The following is a 23,261-nucleotide window of genomic DNA, read 5'->3' on the forward strand; positions in this document are numbered from 1 at the left end:
TCTGAGAAAAGTCGACATTCTATTTTGAAAAAATTAATGTTGACCTCTTACTGATCACTGTATACTAATACCTGTCTACTGAAGAGAATGGATACTAAAGAGTTACTCAAAAAAGTACGTAAAATTGAGATAAAGACCCGTCGTCTTTCCGACCATATATTTGGTGGGGAATATCATTCTACGTTCAAAGGAAGGGGAATGACCTTTAGTGAAGTACGGCAATATCAATTTGGGGACGATGTGCGCAGTATTGACTGGAACGTTACCGCTAGGTATAACGAGCCGTACGTTAAAATTTTTGAGGAAGAACGGGAACTGACCATGATGTTGGTGGTGGACGTAAGTGGGTCGGAACTCTTTGGGACAACCAACCAATTCAAGAACGAAATCGTTACCGAAATTTCTGCTACCTTAGCCTTTAGCGCTCTACAGAATAACGATAAAGTAGGGCTTATCCTGTTTTCGGATCAGGTAGAGCTTTTTATCCCACCTAAAAAAGGAAAAACGCACGTCTTGAGGATAATTAGGGAACTACTCGAATTTAAACCACAAAGCAACAAAACAGATATCGCCGAAGCTTTAAAGTACCTCACCAACGTTATGAAGAAGAAAGCCATAGTCTTTGTGCTTTCAGATTTTATCGCCTCGGATTACGAGCGAACTCTAAAGATTACCGGCAACAAACACGATGTCACTGGAATACGGGTTTATGATGTACGAGAAGAAAGTATTCCAAGTCTGGGTATGGTCCAGATGATGGATGCCGAAAGCGGAAAATTAAAATTGGTTAATACCCAATCTAAAAAAATTCGTTATGCCTATGCAGAATTTCATAGGGAGAGGGTAAACTATTTTAAGGAAACCTTTACCAAATCTGGCTGCGGGGTTTTGGACTGCAGGGTCGATGAAAGTTATGTGAAAAAACTACTGGGATTTTTTAAACGAAGAGGATAAATGAGAAGTACCAAGTATTGTCTACGAAGTACTAAAGTGACTGCATACGCTATGCGCTTGCTTACTTTACTCATTTTCATAATTACATCCGTGGGGCATTCGCAGACGTCTCCAAAAATCAAATCCGCAGTAGATACCACCTACATTAAAATCGGTGAACAAATACAATGGAAGGTGACCGTAGATGTAGATTCTACGGACCAAGTTTTTTTCCCTGAAGGTCAAACATTTTCCCCATTGGAGACCGTAGAGGCCTTTGCTACGGATACTACTCGAAAAAAAGATAGGCTTACCCTACAAAAAATATACGCCCTTACCCAGTTTGATTCCGGAGCTTACAAATTGCCTGCACAGCGTATAGAAATTAATGGGGTAGGTTATTTTACGGACTCCATGTTAATTAATGTAGAAACAGTTCCAGTGGACACGGTGGCGCAAAAAATGTATGATATCAAGCCATTAATCAATGTGGAGAAGTCCAATCCCGATTGGTGGAAATACCTTTTGATAGGTTTCCTAATTTTGGCTGTCTTAGGAGGTCTTTTTTATTGGTTCTTTGTACGTAAAAAACCATTGACCGAAGAAGAGAAGGAGGCGCTGTTACCTCCCTATGACCGGGCACTTCTAGAATTGAAACGTTTAGAAAACTCCAAATATTTAATTCAGGATGAATACAAAGAATATTACTCTGAGTTAACGGACATTGTACGTTCTTATTTGGAGGAAGATGCCCATGTATCAGCCTTGGAGAGTACTACGGACCAACTCATTGAAAAGTTGGAATTGTTACGTGATTCCGGTGAGCTGGAGTTGGATACGGACACCATCATTCAATTTAAAAATATCCTACAAACTGCCGATCTGGTGAAATTCGCCAAATCAAAACCTGCAACTAGCGTAGCGGAACGGGATAGGAAATTAGTAGAGCAAATAGTGGTCAAGACCCATGAAGCACTTCCTGAACCCACAGAGGAAGATTTAATGCAGCAAACCGAATATCAAGAAGAATTGGAACGCAAAAAACAAAAGAAAAGGCTTGTAGTAGGTATTGCATCTTTGGCCGCAATACTCCTGATAGGTACCACTATCGCTGGCTTTAAGCTCGGATTTGGATATCTAAAGGATACCGTTCTAGGCCATCCTACCAAAGAGCTTATAGAAGGAGATTGGATTTCAAGTTCTTATGGATATCCTCCCATAGTTCTGGAAACTCCTAAAGTTCTTGTTCGTCAGGAGGTAAAACTGCCGCCGGAAGCAAAAGCAACTATTTCCGATATACAAGCATTTGGGTATAGAAGCGCCATTGGTCTGTTTACCATTGGAACTACCTCCATAACCTTAAACCAAGAAGTAGAACCGGACTTTGGCCAAACGATAGAACAGATTATAAAACAGTTTGAGGCTCAAGGCGCCAAAAACATTATTACCAAACAAGAGGAATTTACTTCGCTAAGTGGCGTAAAGGGACTCAAAGTATATGGTAGTGGAAAATTTAAGGTGCCAGAGTCCGAGGAACTGGTGAAGGGTAAATATACCGTACTTCTTTTTGGAGGTAAGGGGTTTCAACAGTACATTATCCTTACTTGGTTGGATGATGATGTTTACGCCCAAGAAATTGTAGATAGAATACTAACCAATGTAGAGGTTAAAACGGAAGTTTAGATGTTAGATAATATATCATTTGCGAATCCAGATTTCTTTTGGCTGCTATTGTTGCTGCCACTGGCTATCCTATGGTATATATTTAAACGGAAAGAAGAAACCGCTGCCCTTAGAATCTCCAGCATTAATGGATTTAAGTTCGAGGGTCTTTTGCCCAAACTCAAGCCTGCTCTTTTTATAATGCGCTTGCTCGCCCTTAGTGCAATTATTGTTGCCATGGCAAGACCACAGACGGAAGATATTTCAACGCGCACAAAAACGACGAAGGGGATTGACATTGTTATGGCCATTGATGTTTCTTCGAGCATGTTGGCACGTGACCTAAAACCTAATAGACTTTCCGCATTGAAGAAAGTTGCCGCCGATTTCATTAAAAAAAGACCCAGCGACCGTATTGGGTTAGTAGTCTATGCCGGTGAAGGGTATACAAAGACGCCCATAACTACGGATAAGAATATAGTACTAAGTGCCTTACGGGAAATCACTTATGGTCAGTTGGAGGATGGAACCGCAATTGGAATGGGGTTGGCAACCTCTGTGAACCGTTTAAAAGAAAGCAAGGCGAAAAGCAAGATTATAATTCTTTTAACTGATGGAGTGAATAATTCTGGCTTTATTGAGCCAAGAACTGCAGCAGACCTGGCCATTGAGTTTGATATTAAAACATACACAATTGGTATGGGTACCAACGGTAACGCCCTTACCCCTATTTCGTATAATGCCGATGGTTCTTTTAGATATGGTATGCGCCAAGTAGAAATTGATGAGGAGTTGCTTAAGGATATTGCAGAAGCGACAGGAGGAAAATATTTTAGGGCCACGAACAATGAGACCCTTGAAGAAATCTATGATGAAATCAATAAATTGGAGAAAACGGAGATAGAAGAATTCAAATATTACCGTTACGAAGAGCGGTTTAGACCATGGGTTTTACTGGCAGGCGCCCTATTACTTTTGGAATGGATTTTGAGAAATACGGTATTTAGAAGCTTTATATAGATTATGATTCAGCTAGACGAAAAAATATACTTCTATTTGTTATTCATCGTTCCGGTGATCATCACCCTATTTTTGTTGGTTTTGGTTTGGAAAAAAGAACACAAAAGAAGTTTGCGGATAGCTTACTTTTAAAACGCTTGACCCCAAATAGGTCTTACTATAAGGGAACTTTAAAACTTATTCTGTTCTTATTGGGCTTGTCCGGGCTAATCCTGGGGCTTGTCAACCCGAAAATTGGCACAAAGCTAGAGACCGTAAAACGTGAAGGGGTAGATATTGTATTCGCTGTCGATGTTTCTAAAAGTATGCTGGCCGAGGATATTGCACCCAATCGGTTGGAAAAAGCCAAACGATTGGTCTCGGAAATCATCAATCAATTGGCAAGTGACCGCATCGGCATCATTGCCTATGCTGGCCAAGCATATCCGCAACTCCCCATCACTACGGATTACGGAGCCGCTAAAATGTTCTTGCAGGGTATGAATACGGATATGCTTACTTCTCAAGGAACCGCAATCAATGAGGCCATAGAATTAGCAACCACTTTTTATGATGACGAGGAGCAGACCAATAAGGTACTCTTTATTATTTCAGATGGTGAGGACCATTCTGAAGGTTCAACTTTAAATGCGGTAGAGGATGCCGTTGACGCAGGTATTCAAATATATACCATTGGTGTTGGCAAGCCCAAAGGGGCTCCTATTCCCCTAAAGAGGAACGGTATCTTGGAAAGCCTGAAGAAAGATGCACAGGGCGAAGTGGTGATAACAAAATTAAATCAGGAAGTGCTCATAGATATATCCGATGAAGGCAATGGAAAATATATTGATGGCTCCAACACCGAGGAAGCGGTAGAACTTATTAAAGAAGAATTACTTCAAATGGATAAAAAGGAGTTTGAAGCCAAACAATTTGCCGAATATAAGGACCAGTTCCAATGGTTTCTGGGAGCTGCGCTTTTGTTCCTGTTTTTAGAAATATTTATATTGGACCGCAAGACGCAATGGTTGAAAAAACTCAATTTGTTTAACGAAAAAGAGAGGGAATAGTATGAAAGCGATGATTGGAATATTTTTTATGCTTTTGATGTCCTTGCCTGTGCTTTCCCAGGAAGAGAATCTTGAAGCAAAAGAAAAAGGGCTTAGGAGCTCCAATAACCTTACTTGGGAAGGCAACAAAAAACTTTCCGAAAATAATTTTATCGAGGCGGAGGTAGATTATAGAAAAGCCATTGCCGAGAGTCCGGAAAATGCTGCAGCACCCTACAACTTAGGAAATGCGTACTACAACAACGAGACCTTTAGTGAAGCCTTTGGCAGGTTTAAAGAGGCCGGCGAAACGGCCACATCAAAAAAAGAAAAACATAAGGCCTACCATAACATGGGCAACGTATTCATGAAACGTAAGGACTATGCCAAGGCAGTGGAAGCATATAAGGAAGCGCTAAGGAATGACCCTAAAGATGAAGAAACACGTTACAATCTTGCCCTGGCAAAAGAAATGCTAAAGAAGGACGAAGAGAACAAAGAAAAGAACGACGAGAATAAGGACAAGGAGGACGAAAAGGAAAATAAAGATAATGACGAAAACAAGGAGGGCGATAATAAGGACGACAAAGATCAGGATAAAAAAGACCAAGGAGATGAAGGCGACAAGGGCGACAAGGGCGATGAAGGTGATGAAAAGAAAGATGAGAATAAAGAGGGTGATGGTGATGAAAAAGAAGAGCAAAAGAAAAAACCCGAACAGGGAGACCAACCTCAAGATCAACCTCAAAAACGTCCCAATCAACTTTCCAAACAACAGGTTGAGAATCTTTTAAGGGCCATGCAGAATGCAGAGAAAAAAGTTCAGGATAAAATTGATGCCAAAAAAGTACAAGGAGCCAAGGTTAAAAATGAAAAGGATTGGTAAGTAATTATGAAGTATAGAAAGCTCATTACGTTCATTTCTGTTGTTATTCTTGTCTTTTCAATGAAGGCACAGGATAAGGATGAGGTTACTTTTGAACTGAATCTGAGCAAGCCCAAATTGGGTTTGAATGAGCGTCTTAGGGTGGACTTTACCATGAATAAAGACGGGGATAATTTCAATCCTCCAGATTTTACAGGCTTTAGGGTTCTTATGGGCCCCTCACAATCCATAAGTTCGTCGTGGATAAACGGAGTGCGTAGTTATTCCAAAACCTACTCTTATACCTTGGCCCCTTCTGCCAAGGGAAAATTTACCATAAACCAAGCATCCATTGTAATTGATGGGAAGACTTATAAATCCTTGCCCAAGGATGTGGAGGTTACCGCAGCGGTAGATAAACCAAGTGATCAAATGACTGCGGATGATGTAGCGGACGAAAATTTGCATTTGGTCGCCGAAGTCTCCAAGACCAATCCTTACATGAACGAGGCCATAAGTGTAGTTTATAAACTATTCGTAAGTCCTTCCATAAGTGTTTCCAATTATCAACCTTTAGACAATCCACAATACAATAACTTTTGGAGCCAGGATATAAAAGTATCGGCACTGAGTGCACAAAATGGCACGTACCAAGGAAAACCTTACCGATACGTAGTGCTAAAACGGGTGGTTCTTTATCCCCAAAAATCGGGAGAACTTGAAATAGAGCCCCTTTCCTTAGATGTAACCGTAGATGTGCCTACCAATAAAAGGGACTTCTTTGGAGGTAGAATCTATGCACAAACCAGTAAAACGGTTTCCGCAGGTAAAAGGACGATCAATGTGAAACCCTTGCCGGCCAAAAATCGGCCAGCTGATTTTAGTGGAGCCGTAGGAGACTTTGATTTTGCCGTTACGACTAGCAAAACAAGTCTCAATGCATCGGAGTCGCTACGGGCCACTGTTGAGGTTACCGGTAGGGGAAACCTTAAGTTATTTAAACTTCCAGAGCCGGTTTTACCTAGTTCCTTAGAGGTTTATGAACCAGAATTTAAAGAAGGGGTGCGCACTACCCTTGCCGGTATGCAAGGCACTGTTTCCAACGATTATACGATTGTTCCCGCTTTTAGAGGAAAATATCCATTACAACCCATATCCTTCAGTTTTTTCAATCCAAAAACAGAAAAATATACTACCCTAACCTCCGATGAAATCATTATCAATGTGCTGGAAGGTCCAACGAGTGCAGGAAATACTGCCGCAGTAGCTTCGGGGGCAAACAAACAAAGCGTAGTTGCAAATGGTAATCAGTTCAATTTTATTAAACTCGACCCTAATCTAACGGCAATTGGCACCAATTACTTTTTAGGGTCTGATCTTTTCTATTTACTTATGTTCGGGCCATTATTACTGATACCTATTGCCATACTTTTTAGAAAAAAGAGAGAGGAAATAGCCAGTGATGTGGTTGGGAACAAAGTAAAAAGAGCCAATAAATTGGCGCGGAAATACCTTTCAAAGGCAAAGAAAGAATTAGGTAACAAGGATTCTTTTTACGTGGCGTTGGAAAAGGCATTGCATAATTATCTAAAGGCCAAACTTAAGATTGAAACTTCGGAATTCAGTAAGGATAAGATATCGGAACTGCTGCACAAGAAAAAGTTGATGAATCTACCATTGCAGGCTTTTTGGAACTACTTACTAACTGTGAAGCGGCAAGATATAGCCCATTTTCAGAAGTACAGATGCAGAACGACTATGATAAGGCAAGTGAGGTAATCTCGTTAATGGACAAACAATTATAGTATTGTGAAAAATATAATTATCCTTTTTGTTTTTTTAACCTGTCTTTTCGCAAAAGGACAAGCCGAAGACAATTTTACCTGGGCTACCGAGGCATACAATGAGGGAGAGTTTAAAAAAGCTATTGAGCTTTATGAGACCATCCTCGAAGATGGCCAGCATTCTGCTGCCCTGTATTATAATCTTGGTAATTCCTATTACAAGCTCAATGAAATTGCTTCAAGCATTTATTACTATGAAAAGGCATTACTTTTAAGCCCAAACGACCCTGAAATCCTGAACAACTTGGGATATGCCCAAAATATGACCTTGGATGCCATTGATACCATGCCTGAAACGGGATTATCCAGAATATATAAAATGGCAACAAACCGATTATCCTTTGATCAATGGGCATATGTAGGAGTATTTTTCATGTTTCTCTTTGTAATTCTGTACATTCTCTTCTATTATTCACAGTATTCTTCTAGAAAAAGATGGGCCTTTATAGGTAGTTTCATCGCTCTTTTTATCGCAATTGTAGCTGTCGTCTTCGCTTATATTCAATATGACGATTTTAACAAAAATCAACCCGCTATCGTTTTTGCAGATGAAGTTGGAATCAACGCAGAGCCTAACAATAAAAGTGATGAGGTTTTCGTACTCCATGCAGGTACCAAAGTCAATGTACTTGACGAATTAAACGATTGGAAAAAAATTAGGATTGCAGATGGCAAAACGGGTTGGATTACATCGGAAAACATTAGACTATTGAAGGATTTTTAAGAAATTTAACAGCCTAATAATAGTATTACTTTTATATTTACTATCTAATCTTTCAACGTTGAAACCAACTTTTACAATTTTATTGTCTTTCATACTTTCTGTGGCTATTTTATCGCCTACGGTAATTACATTGCTGGAGTTGGAAAAAAATAGCTCCCTTGTTATGGATCATAACGAGGAAGAAAACCAAAAAGAAGAAAAAAAGAAATTAACGAGAAAGATATCTTTTTTCATAATTGGGTTCTTAATGTCCTTCCTTTTGATAATCCAACATCTCATCTTACAACTACTTACCTGAACTCTTTTAATTCCAATACAGTAGAGGTTTTCCTTCCTCCACCTGAACGCATTGGCTAGACCATTCACCTTTACATTTATAATTAACTAACCCATCCTCAAAATAATGAGGATATATAACTTTATCATATGTTCAAAAATTTAAAAAATGATTTGCCCGCAAGTATTGTGGTATTTTTTGTTGCCCTACCCTTGTGTCTTGGTATTGCACTGGCTAGTGGTGCTCCTTTATTTTCGGGATTAATCGCAGGAATCATTGGCGGTATCGTTGTAGGAGCTCTAAGCGGCTCACAAATTGGGGTAAGTGGTCCGGCCGCCGGTCTTGCAGCTATCGTTTTAACGGCTATTGGCGCACTTGGCGGCTATCAGAATTTCTTGGTCGCAGTCGTCTTAGGGGGTGTTATTCAATTGGTTTTTGGTATACTTAAAGCAGGTATTATCGGATATTATTTTCCTTCTTCCGTAATTAAAGGTATGTTGACCGGAATTGGAATCATCATTATCTTAAAACAGATTCCACACTTTTTTGGTTATGATTCCGACCCTGAGGGTGATTTTGCCTTCTTTCAGGTAGACGGAAAAAACACCTTCTCAGAAATTTTAGACACGGTAAACAATATAAGTCCAGGGGCAACTCTCATAGCCATTATTGGTCTCTCCATTCTTATATTATGGGATAAAGTACTTTCTAAGAAAGGTAAAATATTTCAATTGGTCCAAGGGCCTTTGGTCGCCGTTGTGGTGGGAATCATTTTCTACGTATTAACGAAGGATAATGAAACATTGGCTATATCTGCAGAACATTTGGTGAGCGTTCCCGTCCCGGAAGATGCCTCTTCTTTTTTAGCTCAATTTAGCTTTCCAAATTTTGGTGTAATAGGAGACCCACAAATATGGGTTACCGCATTTACCATTGCACTGGTTGCTAGTTTGGAAACCTTGTTATGCGTTGAAGCAACGGACAAACTAGATCCAGAAAAAAGGGTTACACCAACCAATAGGGAACTATTGGCCCAAGGAACCGGAAATATAATCTCCGGACTAATCGGTGGTCTACCAATTACCCAAGTAATTGTACGTAGTTCTGCAAATATCCAATCAGGGGGCAAAACAAAGATGTCGGCAATCATACATGGATTCTTTTTATTGATATCAGTAATTCTAATCCCCACCTTATTAAATATGATTCCATTGTCCGTGTTGGCGGCAGTTCTCTTTATTGTAGGCTTTAAATTAGCAAAACCGGCACTGTTTAAAAAAATGTACGATTTGGGTTGGAAGCAGTTTGTTCCCTTCACCGTTACCGTAGTGGGTATTGTTTTCACGGATTTACTTATTGGAATAGGTTTAGGGCTTGCGGTAGGAATAGTTGTAATTTTAATCAAGAGTTATCAGAACTCTCATTTCCTTCACATTGAAGATAACGATAATGGTAAGCATCAAATGAAAATGACCTTGGCGGAAGAGGTTACATTTTTCAATAAAGGTGCCATTCTAAAAGAGTTGGATAGTATTCCAAGAGATACATATCTCGAATTAGATGTGAGGAAAACAAGATATTTAGACAATGATATCATAGAAATTCTCGATGATTTTGCCTTTAAGGCGAAAGAAAGAAATATTGACATCAAATTGATATCTGAACGGGGTGTTGTAGAAAACCCGGACAGCTTTATCGAGTTCTTTAAACTAAGGCCAAAAACAGCTTAAGAAAGAGTTATGAAAAAATATAAACTAGTTGTTCTTTCAGACATGAAAGGAAATTTAAGCGCTAAGCTGAAGGGTATCGCCAACTTTTCCAAAATGGTCGGTGCCCACATCACGGTCTTACACGTCATTAAGCCCTCGGATTTGGTCAAAAAAGAAAATCAATTGTCGGCCATGCGTACCATCAATGATGAGTATAGTCGCATCGACAAAATAATGAGGTCAATTGTTAAGACCATCTCAAAGGAGGACAATATTAATATTAATTATTTACTCACATTGGGTAATATTAAGGACGAGATCGAAAGTTTTATTAAAAGGGAAAAACCGGATATAGTAGTACTAGGGAAGAAAGACGGTAGCCCATTAACGTTTTTAGGGGATAATATCACCCAGTTTGTCCTCAAACGACATGACGGTGCCATTCTTATCGCAGATGATGAAAATCTATTCGAACCCAATTCAAATTTTTCTATGGGCACCTTGGATGATGGTGGATTCAATCTCAACCTAGAATTTACGGAGGACTTGATAAAGCATAGTCAAGGCCCGCTTAAATCATTTAAGATTATTAAAAAATCGTCTAATTCCAACGAAAAAGCTTCTTCTAATCTAGACAGTATTGAATATGTTTTTGAACGTAACGATAATACAATTGAAAAACTACCTGGCTATTTAGAAAAGAACAATATAGGCTTGCTTTTCGTAAGCAGAGGGCCTAAAGGTGTTAAATCGAGACCAAACTTGATATCATCGGATATTAGTGGTATTATTAATAAACTTAAATTCCCCGTAATGATATCCAATAATGAAAATACCATTTGAAATAAAACTAGAATTATGAAAGCACAAACAAAAGAGACGCAAGCGGCCATATCTCCTGATCAAGCGATACAATTATTAAAAGAAGGAAACGCGCGTTTTGTCGCGAATAAGAAAGCCAATAGGGACTTGTTAGGCCAAGTAAAGGAGACGGCTTCCGGGCAATATCCGTTTGCGACTATATTGAGTTGTATAGATTCCAGAGTTTCGGCAGAGCTTATTTTTGATCAGGGAGTAGGAGATATTTTTAGCGCAAGGGTTGCAGGAAATATAGTAAACGAAGACCTTTTGGGTAGTGTAGAGTTTGCCTGTAAATTGGCTGGGACAAAAGTTTTTGTGGTTTTAGGCCATACCGCATGCGGTGCGGTAAAAGGTGCATGCGACGATGCTAAAATGGGCAATCTCACCATTTTATTACATAAGATAAAGCCGGCCGTAAGAGCTGTTAAAGAACCTTCAGATAGTAATTTGCGAAACTCTAAAAATATTGACTTTGTAAACGACGTGGTTACGAAGAACGTAGAGCTTACTATTGAGGATACAAGAAGCCTTAGTCCTGTTTTAAAAGAAATGGAAGATAACGGAGAGATCAAAATTATTGGTGCAATATACGATATCAGTAACGGAAAAGTCACATTCTTGGATTGAAGCACTATAAATTATTGAAAGAAAGCCAATCATTTTGATTGGCTTTTTTATTGTTTAAATACGCTATCTTTCTAATTAGAAGTAACACTGTCAATATTTATGAAAAAGTTGTTTTCCAATCTTCGAGGAGATTTATTTGGTGGTATTACCGCTGGTATAGTAGCCTTGCCTTTGGCACTCGCTTTTGGAGTAAGTTCAGGTATGGGGCCAAGTGCAGGTCTTTACGGTGCCATTTTTATCAGTTTTTTTGCCGCACTTTTTGGAGGTACGAATACCCAAATTTCTGGACCCACTGCTCCCATGACGGCGGTAAGTATGGTTGTTATTGCTGGTATTGTGGCAATACATGACGGAAGCCTGGAAAAGGCATTGCCGGCCATTCTTATAGTATTTCTCTTAGCTGGCCTTATGCAAATTGGTTTGGGCCTGATGGGGATAGGTAGATACATCCGCTACATCCCATACCCGGTGGTATCCGGATTCATGACGGCTATAGGAGTCATTATACTTGTTACTCAAATATTACCAGCTATAGGTTATTATCCAAAAGAAGATATGGAGTTTGTAAATCAGTACAAACCTATGGCGGAGGAAATAATTCTCGATAATATTCTTAAGGAAGAGGCCGGTGAGGGAATTCTGGTTTTAGAGAATTTTGAAGAGACCATTAGGCGTGCACAGGAAATAACAGAGGAGGACATGCTCAAAGAAGCTAAAACCCTAGCAAAGACAGAAGCTTCCGGGGTTTTAGGAGCGATCAAAATTTTACCAAGGGCATTGAGGAATATAAACTGGCTCGAGCTTGTCCTAGCACTTTCTACCATTATTATTATCTACGGTTTTAAACGAATAACTACCGCCATTCCAAGCGCACTTGTAGCTCTTGTGGTGGTTTCTGGAGTGGCTTATGGTTTTGGGTTGGACTATCGTCCTATCGAACAAATTCCCAGCGGTTTTCCGCTTCCCAATCTTGGTATTTTTACAGAATTTAAACTAAGTTCGGTTAGCCCCTATGTGTTTACCGCTTTGACACTTGCGCTATTGGGCGCCATTGATTCTTTATTGACATCTGTAGTGGCGGATAACATGACGAAGACCAAGCACCAACCTAACAAAGAGCTTGTAGGTCAAGGTATTGGTAACAGTATTGCTGCAATTTTTGGAGGAATTCCAGGGGCGGGAGCCACAATACGCACCGTTGTAAACATAAATGCCGGTGGAAAAACGAAACTCTCCGGTATGGTCGCCGGTATATTGCTGTTGATTATCCTATTAGCCTTAGGTCCCGTAGCCTCACAAATTCCGGCAGCGGTACTTGCGGGCATTCTTGTGACCGTAGGTATAGGGGTAATGGATTACAAGGGCTTAAAAGCGATTCCCAGCCTACCTAAAGATTTGAGTATAGGGCCTTTAAAATTTAGCTCGGAGGTAGTCATTATGCTGGTAGTTCTTATATTATCCTCTGTTTGGAACTTGGTTTATGCCGTAGGAGTAGGCTTGATCATCGCTTCATTAATGTTCATGAAGAAAATGGGAGATCTAACTGCGGAACGATCTGATGTAAAACCTTTGGAAGAAGAAATTGGCTGGGCAGATGAGTCCGACTTTCCTAAAAACCTTAAAGAGGAGGTATTTATAAAACATCTAAAAGGGCCATTATTTTTTGGCTCCACCAATGAGTTCCAACAGATGGCCGATCAGATTCCAAGGACCGCTTCAACGGTTATCATACGAATGGGGCGTATGCAATACATGGATCAGTCCGGCCTTTATACGCTTGAGGATATCCTCATAGATTTAAAAAAATCGGGTATCGATATACTCTTTGTTGAAGTGCTGGAACAACCTAGATATATGATGGAACGTGTGGATGTGATTCCCGATTTAATTCCTGAGGAGCATATTTTTGATAATTTTGATGATTGCTTGGCCTGGGTAAAGCAAAACGTGAAGGACAAATATCCCGTTCCAGTTTAACCTTCATCAAAACCGGACAAAAACAAGCTGCACTATTTTAAAAGTTTTAAATTTGCTGTTTTAATTGACCATATGATTGATACCATTAAAAAACATATTTCGGAAATTGAGAATTTCACAGCAAATACTCAAGAGGCAATCGAGTCTTTCCGTATCAAATATTTGGGAAAAAAGGGGTTGTTGAACGACCTTTTTGCTGAATTCAAAAATGTTCCCAACGAACAAAAGAAAGAGTACGGTCAGACAATCAACCAACTAAAAAAAGCGGCTACCGACAAAGTTAATGCACTTAAGGACGCCTTGGAAAATACTACCGAGGAGCAAGGGGTCTATGGGGATTTGACAAGGCCGAGCGAACCTATTGAGCTAGGAGCACGTCACCCCATATCTATAGTAAAAAATCAAATTATAGAAATTTTCTCCAGAATTGGTTTCAATGTATCAGAAGGTCCCGAAATAGAAGATGACTGGCATAACTTTTCCGCGTTGAACCTCCCGGAATACCATCCGGCCAGGGATATGCAGGATACTTTTTTTGTCCAAACCAATCCAGATATACTCTTACGAACGCATACCTCATCGGTACAGGTTCGCTATATGGAAAATAACAAACCGCCTATTAGGACGATTTCCCCAGGTAGGGTTTACAGAAACGAAGCCATATCCGCTCGTTCCCATTGCTTTTTCCATCAGGTAGAAGGGTTGTATATAGATAAGGACGTTTCCTTCGCTGACTTGAAACAAACCCTGCAGTATTTTACCACCGAACTTTTTGGTAAGTCAAAAATCCGGTTAAGACCCTCTTATTTTCCCTTTACAGAGCCAAGTGCCGAGGTAGATGTATACTGGGGATTGGAAACGGAAACGGACTATCGTATGACCAAGGGTACAGGGTGGTTAGAAATTATGGGTTGTGGCATGGTGGATCCAAACGTACTTACAAATTGCGGTATAGACTCGGAAGAATATTCGGGATTTGCCTTTGGGATGGGAATTGACCGTATTGCCTTGCTACTACATCAAATCCCAGATATTCGCTTATTGAGCGAAAATGATATTCGTTTTTTGGAACAGTTTAAAAGTGCGTTCTAGACCCTTGAATATTGCTTATTGCTGTTTCTATTGAGCTAATACTAAATTCTATAGGTCCTTTTATTTTTTACATTGCTATACTATATTTACTTCATAGTTAGGGATCCTAGCCTTTTTCAAATGTTAAAATGTCCTAACACTATAGGATAAGGTTTATGCTAAAAGGAATTTTCGATTTCAGTAATTTAAAAGGAGATTTAACTGGTGGGCTTGTTGCAGGTGTGGTAGCCCTTCCCTTGGCCCTTGCTTTTGGAGTGCAGTCGGGTCTTGGTGCAATTGCAGGACTTTATGGCGCAATAGGAGTGGGTATCATGGCAGCACTTTTTGGAGGCACTTTGACCCAGGCAAGCGGGCCAACTGGGCCAATGACCGTTGTTTCAGCGGCTTTGGTAGCTAGTGCAATTGAAATCGCAGGTAGTTTAGAAAGCGCTATGGGCATCATTATACTTACCTTTTTTCTTGGAGGTATTTTACAAATTTTATTTGGTCTAATTAATATTGCCAGTTACATCAAGTATTTTCCGTATCCGGTAGTTTCAGGTTTTATGAGCGGCGTCGGATTGATTATTGTAATTTTACAATTATTCCCTTTTGCAGGTCTCGATTCAGCGAAATCGACTATTTCAGTTATACAGGATTTACCTCGCTTGTTTGCAGACTTCAATTGGCACGCACTTGCATTAGGCGGACTTACGGTAATTATATATTATCTTTTCCCTAAAATCACCAAAGCTGTTCCAAGTCCGTTGGTGGCATTGATAGTGGCATCCTTAGCCGCGTATTTTCTTAAATGGGATATCCCTGTAATTGGTGAAATACCTTCTGGATTGCCTAGCCTTCAATTAGATGGCATTTTATCCGTTGATAGTTCTGCTTATTACTTAATTGCTGAATATGCCTTGGTATTGGCCGTTTTAGGATCAATAGATTCGTTATTGACCTCTGTAATTGCGGATAATATGACCAAGACTAAGCACAATAGTAATCGAGAACTGATTGGTCAAGGCATAGGTAATGCGTTAGCAGCTATGTTTGGAGGTATACCCGGTGCCGGAGCGACCAAGGGTACGGTAGTAAATATTAACTCAGGAGGAAGGACCCGTTTATCAGGTATGTTCCATGGACTGTTCCTTTTAGCCGTTCTTTTAGGACTTGGTTCGCTTGCCGCCCATATTCCACTAGCGGTTTTGGCTGGAATTCTTATACCCATAGGTTTTAAAATCGTGGATACTAAGGGTCTAAAGCATCTAACTAATGTGCCTCGTGCGGACGCAATAGTACTAGTTGTCGTATTACTTTTTACCACCTTTGGGAGTTTGATTCAAGCGGTAGGCATAGGTCTTATTTTAGCCTCCTTATTATTTATGAAAAAGGCTAGTGATATTGGGGAGGAAGGAATCCAAGTAGGTTCTTTAGCAGGTTTTGATGGTGAAAAACCTTGGAAGGACGAAGAGGACTTTTTTGAAAAATATAAAGATAAGGTCATCATTAAACATCTCTATGGCCCATTATTCTTTGGTTTTACTTCTCATTTCAAAGATCAACTACAGGAAATATCTTCGGATATAGAAGCGTTGATTATTCGTTTTGACCAAGTGCCCTATATTGATCAATCCGGACTGTATGCCATGGAAGATGCTCTTCTAGATCTTCAAAATAAAAAGGTTACCGTTTTATTAACAGGTCTACAAACCCAACCGTATGACTTGATGACTTCAATAGATATTATTCCCGATGTTATTCCAGAGGAACACATTTTTGATGATATCGAGGCTAGTTTTGGTTGGCTTCGAACTCAATTACGGGATGTTCATTAATGAGATATCTATTAAAACCTAAAGGTTAAGTGAAAAAAGATATTGAAATCCCCGTAGCGAAAGATGTTCACATTGCTTTGATACATGAATGGAACGAAGAATTTCTTTCCAAAGATTGGAACGCTTACATCATCAACAATCGTAATACCCCCATTGAGATGGCCCTTATTGTCTCCAAGGGATACGATGGGGATAGAAAAACATCGACCATGAGACATGCCATTGGTGTTGTTGAAGCAAAGGCCTATGAAAAAATAGAGCTGGTACAAGAGGATGTACTTACCCTGAACAATGAATTTTTTGTGACGTATTACGCCGATAACAAGTTGTATGAAAAGCGATTTCTTTTTGAAAAGAATAGCATACAGGAAAGTAATCTTATTACCGTCCCCTTAATAGAAAAAGATGGGATTTTTGCCCAATAAGATCCACTTCAAATAATTCATACTTCAAAGCATCACCAGCGATGGTTATGAATTGAATTATCTTGAATAACAACTATTAGTCTAAAGATGATACGAGATAATTCATATTACCTTTTGGGCTTATTTCTCCCATAATAGGTAAAATCAAATTTTAATAAGGAATTCTTGAGAAATAAATGTAACAACGTGTTATACGACTGTTCTCATCCTTCGCTACTAAAACGCAACCTTATGGTACAATTTGTATCTTAAATGAATGAGAGCAAAAACATATCTTATTGGATTTTTATCAATTTTTCTACTTCAATGTGATAATTCCCGAGTAGATTGCGCGACAGTTAGTTGCATAGCACAATCCCTGGCTATTGAATTGGTCGATGCTGATGGAACCAATCTTATAGAAAATGGGACCTATCCCATTGGAAATATTAAAATTTTGAAAAATGAAAATCAGGTCAATCAATATTCATCTGATAGGGCAATTTTCATTTTACTTTCTGGACAAAGAGGCAATAACACTTATCAAATTGACTTAGGCAACTCTGAAGTGGATATTCTAGTATTGAATTTAGGTCTAACAGGTTCCGACGAGGATTGCTGTGGCCCCTCCTTCTCTATTAATAATGCAATGTATAATGGTAAATTTATTGAAGTTGAGATTGATGAACAACTCGGTCAGAAAATTACCGTCCTAAAATAACCTTATTTATTAATTTGGCAGAAAACTACTGCTACCTAAGCGGGAATCCTTTTGCTGCCCACCAAGGGTGTACTTCTATAATAAGCCTGCCTGACTTGACCATCGGGTCGGAATTTGCCAGACTATCCGCCATTTCCAGTGTTGGCGTATTGTAAATTGTAATGCCCCTAATAACGCCATCATCCCCAAAAGGTCCAGAAATATCGGCATATCCCAATTCGTACATTTTGCCCAAATGAGCTAAATGCAATGCTTGCAGACTATCTGCCTCTTCCTTCGCTTGTGATCTGTTCGGGCCACTTTTTAAAAAAGCAATGAAATATTGCTGCATCAAAACGGTATCCTTGGTCTTTTCGTCAACGTAATCAAAAATCTGAAAGCCTTCTTTCGTAAGTCGCTCCTTAACCGAAGCCTTGGATTCTTGCTGTTCTTGCTTAATCACTATTTCGGCTGGTTCACTTTGCTCTTGGTTTCCGCAAGAAACCATGAAAGCCATGAACAAAAGTAAAATCACATTTTTCATTTATTCCAGCTTTTAAATGGGTTTTTAACCAATTGTGAATTATAGTACTTGATTTCTCCAGTAACTTCTTTCCCCAGCCACATGGGCTTGTCAAAATTCTCCTCTTCCGAACCTAACTCAATTTCCGCAATTACAAGACCGTAATTTTGACCTAGGAATTCATCAACTTCAAAGATGTGTTCTCCAAATGGAACTTCATATCTCATTTTCTCTAAAATACTTTCTTCGCAAAGTTGTAACAAGGCTTCAGCTTCCTGGAGCGCTATTTCCTTTTCCCATTCAAAACGTGTCGTCCCTGACCTGTTAGACTTACCTTTTACAGTTATAAAACCCGTATTGGCCTTAGTTCTAACTCGTACGGTACGTTCTGGATGTGTGTTTAGAAATCCTTGTACAATTTTAGTGTTTGTAGTTGCGCTAGATTTAAAACTATTTGAATTTACCAGAAATTTGCGTTCTATTTCTATCATTCTAACTAAACCGGCTTTAATAACTATTTTGAGATGTCCTAAATTTACAATATGCAACCCGATTTTCCTTTACGAAAAATCATTCATGTGGATATGGATGCCTTCTACGCTTCTGTGGAACAATTGGACAATCCTGAGTTAAAGGGAAAACCTATTGCCGTAGGCGGCAGCTCCCAACGTGGCGTAGTGGCAGCAGCGAGTTACGAGGCCAGAAAATTTGGAGTTCGTAGCGCCATGAGTAGCGTGCTGGCAAAGAGAAACTGCCCCGAACTTATTTTCGTAAAGGCCCGGTTTGACCGTTACAAGGAAATATCGCAACAAATTAGAGCAATTTTCTATGAATATACCGATTTGGTAGAACCCTTGTCCCTAGATGAGGCCTATTTGGATGTGACAACGAATAAGAAAGGAAATCCTTCAGCTACGCTTATCGCACAGGAAATACGGCAACAGATTTTAGAGAAAACAGGATTAAACGCTTCTGCCGGTATCTCTATAAATAAATTCATTGCAAAAGTTGCCAGTGATATTAACAAACCTAACGGACAGAAAACTGTAAACCCGGAAGAGGTAATTGAGTTTCTGGAACATTTGGATATCCGAAAATTCTATGGTGTGGGTAAGGTGACCGCTGAAAAGATGTACAAACTGGGCATCTTCACCGGAAAGGATTTGAAGACCAAGTCTATTGAATTCTTGGAGGAAAAGTTTGGGAAGAGCGGTAGTTATTATTACCATGTGGTGCGAGGTGTACATAATAGCACGGTAAAGCCACATCGAATCCCTAAATCTGTAGGTGCCGAACGTACTTTTAGCGAAAACTTGAGCAGTGAAATTTTTATGCTGGAACGGTTGGACCATATTGCCAGCGAACTTGAACGCCGTCTAAAAAAATCCGAAATCGCCGGAAAAACTATAACCTTAAAAATTAAGTATAGTGATTTTACCCTAAACACCCGCAGCAAAACGTTGCCTTATTACATTGCTGATAAAGCATTGATTTTAGAAACTGCAAAGGAACTGCTGTACCAAGAAGAACTTCAAAATTCTGTACGGCTATTAGGTATTTCTTTGGCCAATCTTAATACTGAAAAAAAGAAAAGACGAAGGAAAAGAAGGAGGCCATTTTAGTTCAGTTAAAGTTTGATTTTTAGATAAGTACATTCAACTAATCTTTCTATAATCATTGTCAATAGTACCGATTTGTGATTACCCCTGTTCACTCTTTACAGCCCTACAGGAAATTAAAACTGATATTTCTTAAACAAAAATGTTAATGACCTTCTATAATTTTAATCAAATCAATAGATCTTTTAGCTTTATAATAAATTGCTTTGAAAAAGAAAATTTTTATGGAAGAGCTTAAAAATTATGATGATGCGGTTATTAAGTTTAATAAGACCTTAAAATTTAACACGCTACCTCTAACTTCTTGGGACTATTATGCCCAATTTTTTGAAAAGACCTGTAATACAGCTGAAGACCTGAAGTCTCTGGGACAATTGGCAGAGAACAATGCATGGGATTTTGACTCCTTAATTTTTGAGGAACAATTAGAAGCAAAAAAACATGTTATCGTGGTTACCGATGCTAATCTAAATATCGTCTACGCCACTAAAAATATATGGGAAATGAATAGATATCATCCCAAGCAAATAATCGGCAATAAGCCTAAAATGTTTCAAGGAGAAAAAACCTGCAGAAACTCATTGAAGATTATTTCAAACGCTGTACGTGAAAAGAAACCTTTTGAAACTACGGTTTTGAATTATAGGAAAGACGGTTCTACCTATAATTGTTGGATTAAGGGGCAGCCTATTTTAAATAAGTCCGGTGAAGTGATTAATTTTATCGCCTTTGAAAGGGAGGTCGCGTAGAAAAATTTAATTCTTTAAAATAATAAGGCCCGCTTATAAGCGGGCCTTATTATTTACCAAAGAAAAATTTAAAAATTACAACTCTCAATTTCCGTAACACGTAGTGTGTTCACCATACCCTTTTCTTTAATAGGCATAGCCGCTAGGCTAATGAGCATATCCCCTACCTCTAAAAACCCTTTTTTACAGGCAATGGAATTTACATCCTCTATGGTCTCATCGGTAGAAACAAATTTGTCATAATAAAAAGCCTTTACACCCCATAACAGGTTAAGTTGTGTTAATATTCTTTTATTGGAAGTAAATACGAGTATATGCGCACTTGGTCTCCAAGCCGAGATTTGAAAGGCGGTATACCCGCTATTCGTAAGGGTAGAAATAGCCTTGGCTTTAATTTCATTGGCCATAGTGGCGGCATGAAAACAAATGGATTTTGTAATATATCTTTTTGTTCTAACGTGAGGCGGATCATGAGGAACCCTTATTAAATCCGAGCTTTCCACGCTTTGCAGAATACTGGCCATTTTTTCGATTACTTGTACAGGATAGTTTCCCACGGAGGTTTCACCAGAAAGCATTACGGCATCTGCCCCGTCCATAACAGAATTGGCAACATCATTTACCTCTGCACGTGTTGGGGTAAGGCTAGTAATCATGGTTTCCATCATCTGGGTTGCGATAATTACCGGAATACGTGCCTTTTTTGCTCGTAGTACAAGTTGTTTCTGAATTAAGGGAACTTCTTGGGCAGGCACTTCCACGCCTAAATCACCCCTGGCCACCATTAAACCGTCACAATAGGCAACTATCTTATCAATATTTTCAACTGCTTCCGGTTTTTCAATCTTTGCAATTATAGGAATCTTGTGTTCCGAATGTTTTTTGATGATATCCTGAAGATCTATCAAATCTTGGCTAAATCTAACAAACGATAAAGCAATCCAGTCCACCTCTAGAGAAATGGCAAACTCAGCATCCTTTACATCTTTTGCTGTAAGCGCAGGCAAAGAAATGTTGGTGTTTGGTAAGTTTACGCCTTTTTTTGATTTTAAGGGACCACCTTGAATCACTTTTGCACGAACCTCGTCCTTACTATTTGTGTTCATTACTTCGAACATTAATTTACCATCATCCAGAAGTATGCGTTCTCCTGCTTTAACATCCCTTGGGAACTCCTTGTAATTCATGTAAACGCGTTCTGCGGTCCCTTCAAATGGTTTGCCCGTAACAAAAGTAATCTCGTCACCGGGACTTACTACAACTTCACCGGCCATCACTCCTACCCTAAGCTTTGGGCCCTGTAAATCGGCTAGGATTGAGGTATTAATTTGTAACTCCTCATTCAGTTCCCTAATCATTTTTACTCGTTCCGAAACATCCTTATAATCAGCATGGGAAAAATTAATTCTAAAGACATCCACTCCGGCCAAAATCATTCTCCGCAGAACATCTTTTTTACTTGTAGCGGGCCCAAGGGTTGCTACTACTTTAGTCTTCTTTTTAGCTGGCATCGTTAAAATATTAAATTGTTCTTAGATTTAAGTTTGTTGGTTTCTACTTGATATGCAGCCATAATCTTTGGCGCAGTAAGTATTTTTTTTATTATTTCTTCTTGACTAATATTGGAGTCATGTTCTATCCTCAAAAAGTAGTCCACCTCTTTAAGCTCCGGTATAAGTCTTGGCTTTATATACGTATGGTCATTTAGAAATAAATCGTTGTTGGCCAATACGGTTCTTTTTGAACTGCGGTTGGCGATTAATTTCCAAAATCTATCGTTGTAATTGTCCTCCCACTCGTATACCGAAAAGGAACTTCCTTCTGCTAAATCAAAATCTTCTTTAGTTCTCTTAAAATTAGCCTGAAGACTTTGATTTAAAAAATATATGATGGCATAGTCCTCCAAAGTACTGTGCAAAGCGATGAGTATAAAGGAGTCTTCATAAAAATCGCTCTCAATTTTGTAGACTGCTGCCATATAGACTTGACCAAGCGGTAAATATAGAACTATTAACGTATAATCCCTAAAATCGATAAAGGTTTAAAATGCCCAACAGTATTACTAAAACGTTAGAGTTTTGTTGTAAAATAGCAGAATTTAGCTCATTTTATCCTGAAGCGCAAAGAATGCTCTTTTTGATGCTCTTTCCTCTGCCTTTTTCTTAGAAGTTGCCCTAGCTTTAGCCACCACATTTCCGGCTATAGACAATTTTACGGCAAAATGTTTCAATGGATCCTTGCCCGTGTCTTCATAAACATTGTAATTGAAACTTTTTTTCTGTTTTTGACACCATTCAATGACCAAACTCTTATAACTAATAACCCTTCCTTCTAATTGCTCTATATCCACATATGGCTCAATTACCCTTTTGTTGATGAACTTTTCGCAATAGGGGTATCCTCTATCCAGGTAAATGGCCCCAACTAACGCCTCGAATACGTTACCGTGAATATTTTCCCCAAAGTTGGATTTTGGAATCCTACTTTCTACGAATTTGATTAGGCCCAGGTCCTTCCCCAATTCGTTCAAATGTTCCCTACTAACAACTTTAGACCTCATTTTTGTCAAATATCCTTCATCGCCATTTGGAACCTCACTATACAAATGCTTGGAGATAATGGTACCTAACATAGAATCCCCAAGAAATTCCAGTCGCTCATAGTTCATGGGGTTGCCCTTTTCGTCCCTTTTGTTCATGGAACGATGTAGAAATGCCTTTTTGTAATAGTCTATATTCTTTGGCTTAAAGCCCAGAATTCTTTTCATCCCCAAAAAAAAATCCCCATCCTTACTGGAATGGGAATTAAATAAATTATTGGGGAAAGTCAT

General features: G+C 39.1%; 19 protein-coding genes and 3 pseudogenes. 17 read left to right on the forward strand and 5 right to left on the reverse strand.

Annotated features, from left to right (window positions below):
• The first annotated feature begins 87 nt into the window (after window positions 1–87).
• The 15 genes and pseudogenes from N8A89_RS07175 (at window position 88) to N8A89_RS07245 (ending at window position 17,561) form a co-directional block, all read left to right on the forward strand.
• Window positions 88–954 (forward strand): DUF58 domain-containing protein, encoded by an 867-nt coding sequence (locus N8A89_RS07175; RefSeq protein ID WP_281541647.1) that lies wholly within the window; start codon window positions 88–90, stop codon window positions 952–954.
• Window positions 955–2,616: a hypothetical protein gene (locus tag N8A89_RS07180; RefSeq protein WP_289645173.1), complete on the forward strand. Its 1,662-nt coding sequence runs from the start codon at window positions 955–957 to the stop codon at window positions 2,614–2,616.
• Window positions 2,617–3,615 (forward strand): vWA domain-containing protein, encoded by a 999-nt coding sequence (locus N8A89_RS07185; RefSeq protein WP_281541648.1) that lies wholly within the window; start codon window positions 2,617–2,619, stop codon window positions 3,613–3,615.
• Between the two features lie 3 nt (window positions 3,616–3,618).
• A pseudogene (locus tag N8A89_RS07190) lies at window positions 3,619–4,664 on the forward strand (VWA domain-containing protein).
• A 1-nt stretch (window position 4,665) separates the two neighbouring features.
• The gene (locus tag N8A89_RS07195) at window positions 4,666–5,529 is read left to right on the forward strand and encodes a tetratricopeptide repeat protein (RefSeq protein WP_281541649.1); all 864 of its coding nucleotides are present in this window, start codon (window positions 4,666–4,668) and stop codon (window positions 5,527–5,529) included.
• A 6-nt stretch (window positions 5,530–5,535) separates the two neighbouring features.
• Window positions 5,536–7,313: pseudogene (locus N8A89_RS07200) on the forward strand (BatD family protein).
• 4 nt (window positions 7,314–7,317) lie between these two features.
• Window positions 7,318–8,076, forward strand: a complete 759-nt coding sequence (locus N8A89_RS07205) for a tetratricopeptide repeat protein (protein ID WP_281541650.1) — start codon at window positions 7,318–7,320, stop codon at window positions 8,074–8,076.
• Window positions 8,077–8,502: 426 nt separating this feature from the next.
• Window positions 8,503–10,083 (forward strand): SulP family inorganic anion transporter, encoded by a 1,581-nt coding sequence (locus N8A89_RS07210; RefSeq protein WP_289645174.1) that lies wholly within the window; start codon window positions 8,503–8,505, stop codon window positions 10,081–10,083.
• Between the two features lie 9 nt (window positions 10,084–10,092).
• Window positions 10,093–10,905 (forward strand): universal stress protein, encoded by an 813-nt coding sequence (locus N8A89_RS07215; protein WP_281541651.1) that lies wholly within the window; start codon window positions 10,093–10,095, stop codon window positions 10,903–10,905.
• A gap of 15 nt (window positions 10,906–10,920) precedes the next feature.
• Window positions 10,921–11,550 (forward strand): carbonic anhydrase family protein, encoded by a 630-nt coding sequence (locus N8A89_RS07220; protein WP_281541652.1) that lies wholly within the window; start codon window positions 10,921–10,923, stop codon window positions 11,548–11,550.
• Window positions 11,551–11,649: 99 nt separating this feature from the next.
• Complete coding sequence (locus N8A89_RS07225; protein WP_281541653.1) at window positions 11,650–13,527, forward strand: SulP family inorganic anion transporter; 1,878 nt, start codon at window positions 11,650–11,652, stop codon at window positions 13,525–13,527.
• A gap of 72 nt (window positions 13,528–13,599) precedes the next feature.
• The gene (pheS, locus tag N8A89_RS07230) at window positions 13,600–14,619 is read left to right on the forward strand and encodes a phenylalanine--tRNA ligase subunit alpha (RefSeq protein ID WP_281541654.1); all 1,020 of its coding nucleotides are present in this window, start codon (window positions 13,600–13,602) and stop codon (window positions 14,617–14,619) included.
• Between the two features lie 155 nt (window positions 14,620–14,774).
• Window positions 14,775–16,436, forward strand: coding sequence for a SulP family inorganic anion transporter (locus N8A89_RS07235; protein ID WP_281541655.1), 1,662 nt, complete (start codon window positions 14,775–14,777; stop codon window positions 16,434–16,436).
• A 29-nt stretch (window positions 16,437–16,465) separates the two neighbouring features.
• Window positions 16,466–16,861, forward strand: a complete 396-nt coding sequence (locus N8A89_RS07240) for a hypothetical protein (protein ID WP_281541656.1) — start codon at window positions 16,466–16,468, stop codon at window positions 16,859–16,861.
• Between the two features lie 256 nt (window positions 16,862–17,117).
• Entirely contained in the window at window positions 17,118–17,561 is a 444-nt protein-coding gene (locus N8A89_RS07245) for a hypothetical protein (RefSeq protein ID WP_281541657.1), read from the forward strand.
• A 31-nt stretch (window positions 17,562–17,592) separates the two neighbouring features.
• On the opposite strand, the gene N8A89_RS07250 is transcribed toward N8A89_RS07245, so the two are convergent.
• Complete coding sequence (locus tag N8A89_RS07250; RefSeq protein WP_281541658.1) at window positions 17,593–18,084, reverse strand: YciI family protein; 492 nt, start codon at window positions 18,082–18,084, stop codon at window positions 17,593–17,595.
• A complete protein-coding gene (locus N8A89_RS07255; RefSeq protein WP_281541659.1) occupies window positions 18,081–18,554 on the reverse strand; it encodes a CYTH domain-containing protein in 474 nt (157 codons plus the stop codon). The genes N8A89_RS07250 and N8A89_RS07255 overlap by 4 nt, the downstream gene beginning before the upstream one ends.
• A 51-nt stretch (window positions 18,555–18,605) precedes the next feature.
• Here N8A89_RS07255 and dinB point away from each other — a divergent pair.
• Both dinB and N8A89_RS07265 read left to right on the forward strand, forming a co-directional pair.
• Window positions 18,606–19,708: pseudogene (gene dinB / locus N8A89_RS07260) on the forward strand (DNA polymerase IV).
• A gap of 180 nt (window positions 19,709–19,888) precedes the next feature.
• Window positions 19,889–20,431, forward strand: a complete 543-nt coding sequence (locus tag N8A89_RS07265; protein ID WP_289645175.1) for a PAS domain-containing protein — start codon at window positions 19,889–19,891, stop codon at window positions 20,429–20,431.
• A gap of 68 nt (window positions 20,432–20,499) precedes the next feature.
• Here the strand turns inward: N8A89_RS07265 and pyk are convergent, their stop codons facing one another.
• The 3 genes from pyk to rnc all read right to left on the reverse strand — a co-directional run bounded on the left by pyk (window position 20,500) and on the right by rnc (window position 23,261).
• Window positions 20,500–21,942 (reverse strand): pyruvate kinase, encoded by a 1,443-nt coding sequence (gene pyk / locus N8A89_RS07270; protein ID WP_281541662.1) that lies wholly within the window; start codon window positions 21,940–21,942, stop codon window positions 20,500–20,502.
• Between the two features lie 2 nt (window positions 21,943–21,944).
• Window positions 21,945–22,409, reverse strand: coding sequence for an IPExxxVDY family protein (locus N8A89_RS07275; RefSeq protein ID WP_289645176.1), 465 nt, complete (start codon window positions 22,407–22,409; stop codon window positions 21,945–21,947).
• Between the two features lie 120 nt (window positions 22,410–22,529).
• Entirely contained in the window at window positions 22,530–23,261 is a 732-nt protein-coding gene (gene rnc, locus N8A89_RS07280; protein ID WP_289645177.1) for a ribonuclease III, read from the reverse strand.

This window comes from Maribacter aestuarii, assembly GCF_027474845.2.
Taxonomy (GTDB): Bacteria; Bacteroidota; Bacteroidia; order Flavobacteriales; family Flavobacteriaceae; genus Maribacter; species Maribacter aestuarii.

What these genes read in the sequence shown, in the direction of transcription:
- N8A89_RS07250 (WP_281541658.1), bottom strand. Translation starts at nt 18,084, where the DNA reads ATGAAAAATGTGATTTTACTTTTGTTCATGGCTTTCATGGTTTCTTGC.
- pheS (WP_281541654.1), top strand. Translation starts at nt 13,600, where the DNA reads ATGATTGATACCATTAAAAAACATATTTCGGAAATTGAGAATTTCACA.
- N8A89_RS07185 (WP_281541648.1), top strand. Translation starts at nt 2,617, where the DNA reads ATGTTAGATAATATATCATTTGCGAATCCAGATTTCTTTTGGCTGCTA.
- N8A89_RS07175 (WP_281541647.1), top strand. Translation starts at nt 88, where the DNA reads ATGGATACTAAAGAGTTACTCAAAAAAGTACGTAAAATTGAGATAAAG.
- N8A89_RS07255 (WP_281541659.1), bottom strand. Translation starts at nt 18,554, where the DNA reads ATGATAGAAATAGAACGCAAATTTCTGGTAAATTCAAATAGTTTTAAA.
- N8A89_RS07210 (WP_289645174.1), top strand. Translation starts at nt 8,503, where the DNA reads ATGTTCAAAAATTTAAAAAATGATTTGCCCGCAAGTATTGTGGTATTT.
- N8A89_RS07235 (WP_281541655.1), top strand. Translation starts at nt 14,775, where the DNA reads ATGCTAAAAGGAATTTTCGATTTCAGTAATTTAAAAGGAGATTTAACT.
- N8A89_RS07195 (WP_281541649.1), top strand. Translation starts at nt 4,666, where the DNA reads ATGAAAGCGATGATTGGAATATTTTTTATGCTTTTGATGTCCTTGCCT.
- N8A89_RS07220 (WP_281541652.1), top strand. Translation starts at nt 10,921, where the DNA reads ATGAAAGCACAAACAAAAGAGACGCAAGCGGCCATATCTCCTGATCAA.
- rnc (WP_289645177.1), bottom strand. Translation starts at nt 23,261, where the DNA reads ATGACTTTCCCCAATAATTTATTTAATTCCCATTCCAGTAAGGATGGG.
- N8A89_RS07245 (WP_281541657.1), top strand. Translation starts at nt 17,118, where the DNA reads ATGAGAGCAAAAACATATCTTATTGGATTTTTATCAATTTTTCTACTT.
- N8A89_RS07275 (WP_289645176.1), bottom strand. Translation starts at nt 22,409, where the DNA reads ATGGCAGCAGTCTACAAAATTGAGAGCGATTTTTATGAAGACTCCTTT.
- N8A89_RS07215 (WP_281541651.1), top strand. Translation starts at nt 10,093, where the DNA reads ATGAAAAAATATAAACTAGTTGTTCTTTCAGACATGAAAGGAAATTTA.
- N8A89_RS07225 (WP_281541653.1), top strand. Translation starts at nt 11,650, where the DNA reads ATGAAAAAGTTGTTTTCCAATCTTCGAGGAGATTTATTTGGTGGTATT.
- N8A89_RS07180 (WP_289645173.1), top strand. Translation starts at nt 955, where the DNA reads ATGAGAAGTACCAAGTATTGTCTACGAAGTACTAAAGTGACTGCATAC.
- pyk (WP_281541662.1), bottom strand. Translation starts at nt 21,942, where the DNA reads ATGCCAGCTAAAAAGAAGACTAAAGTAGTAGCAACCCTTGGGCCCGCT.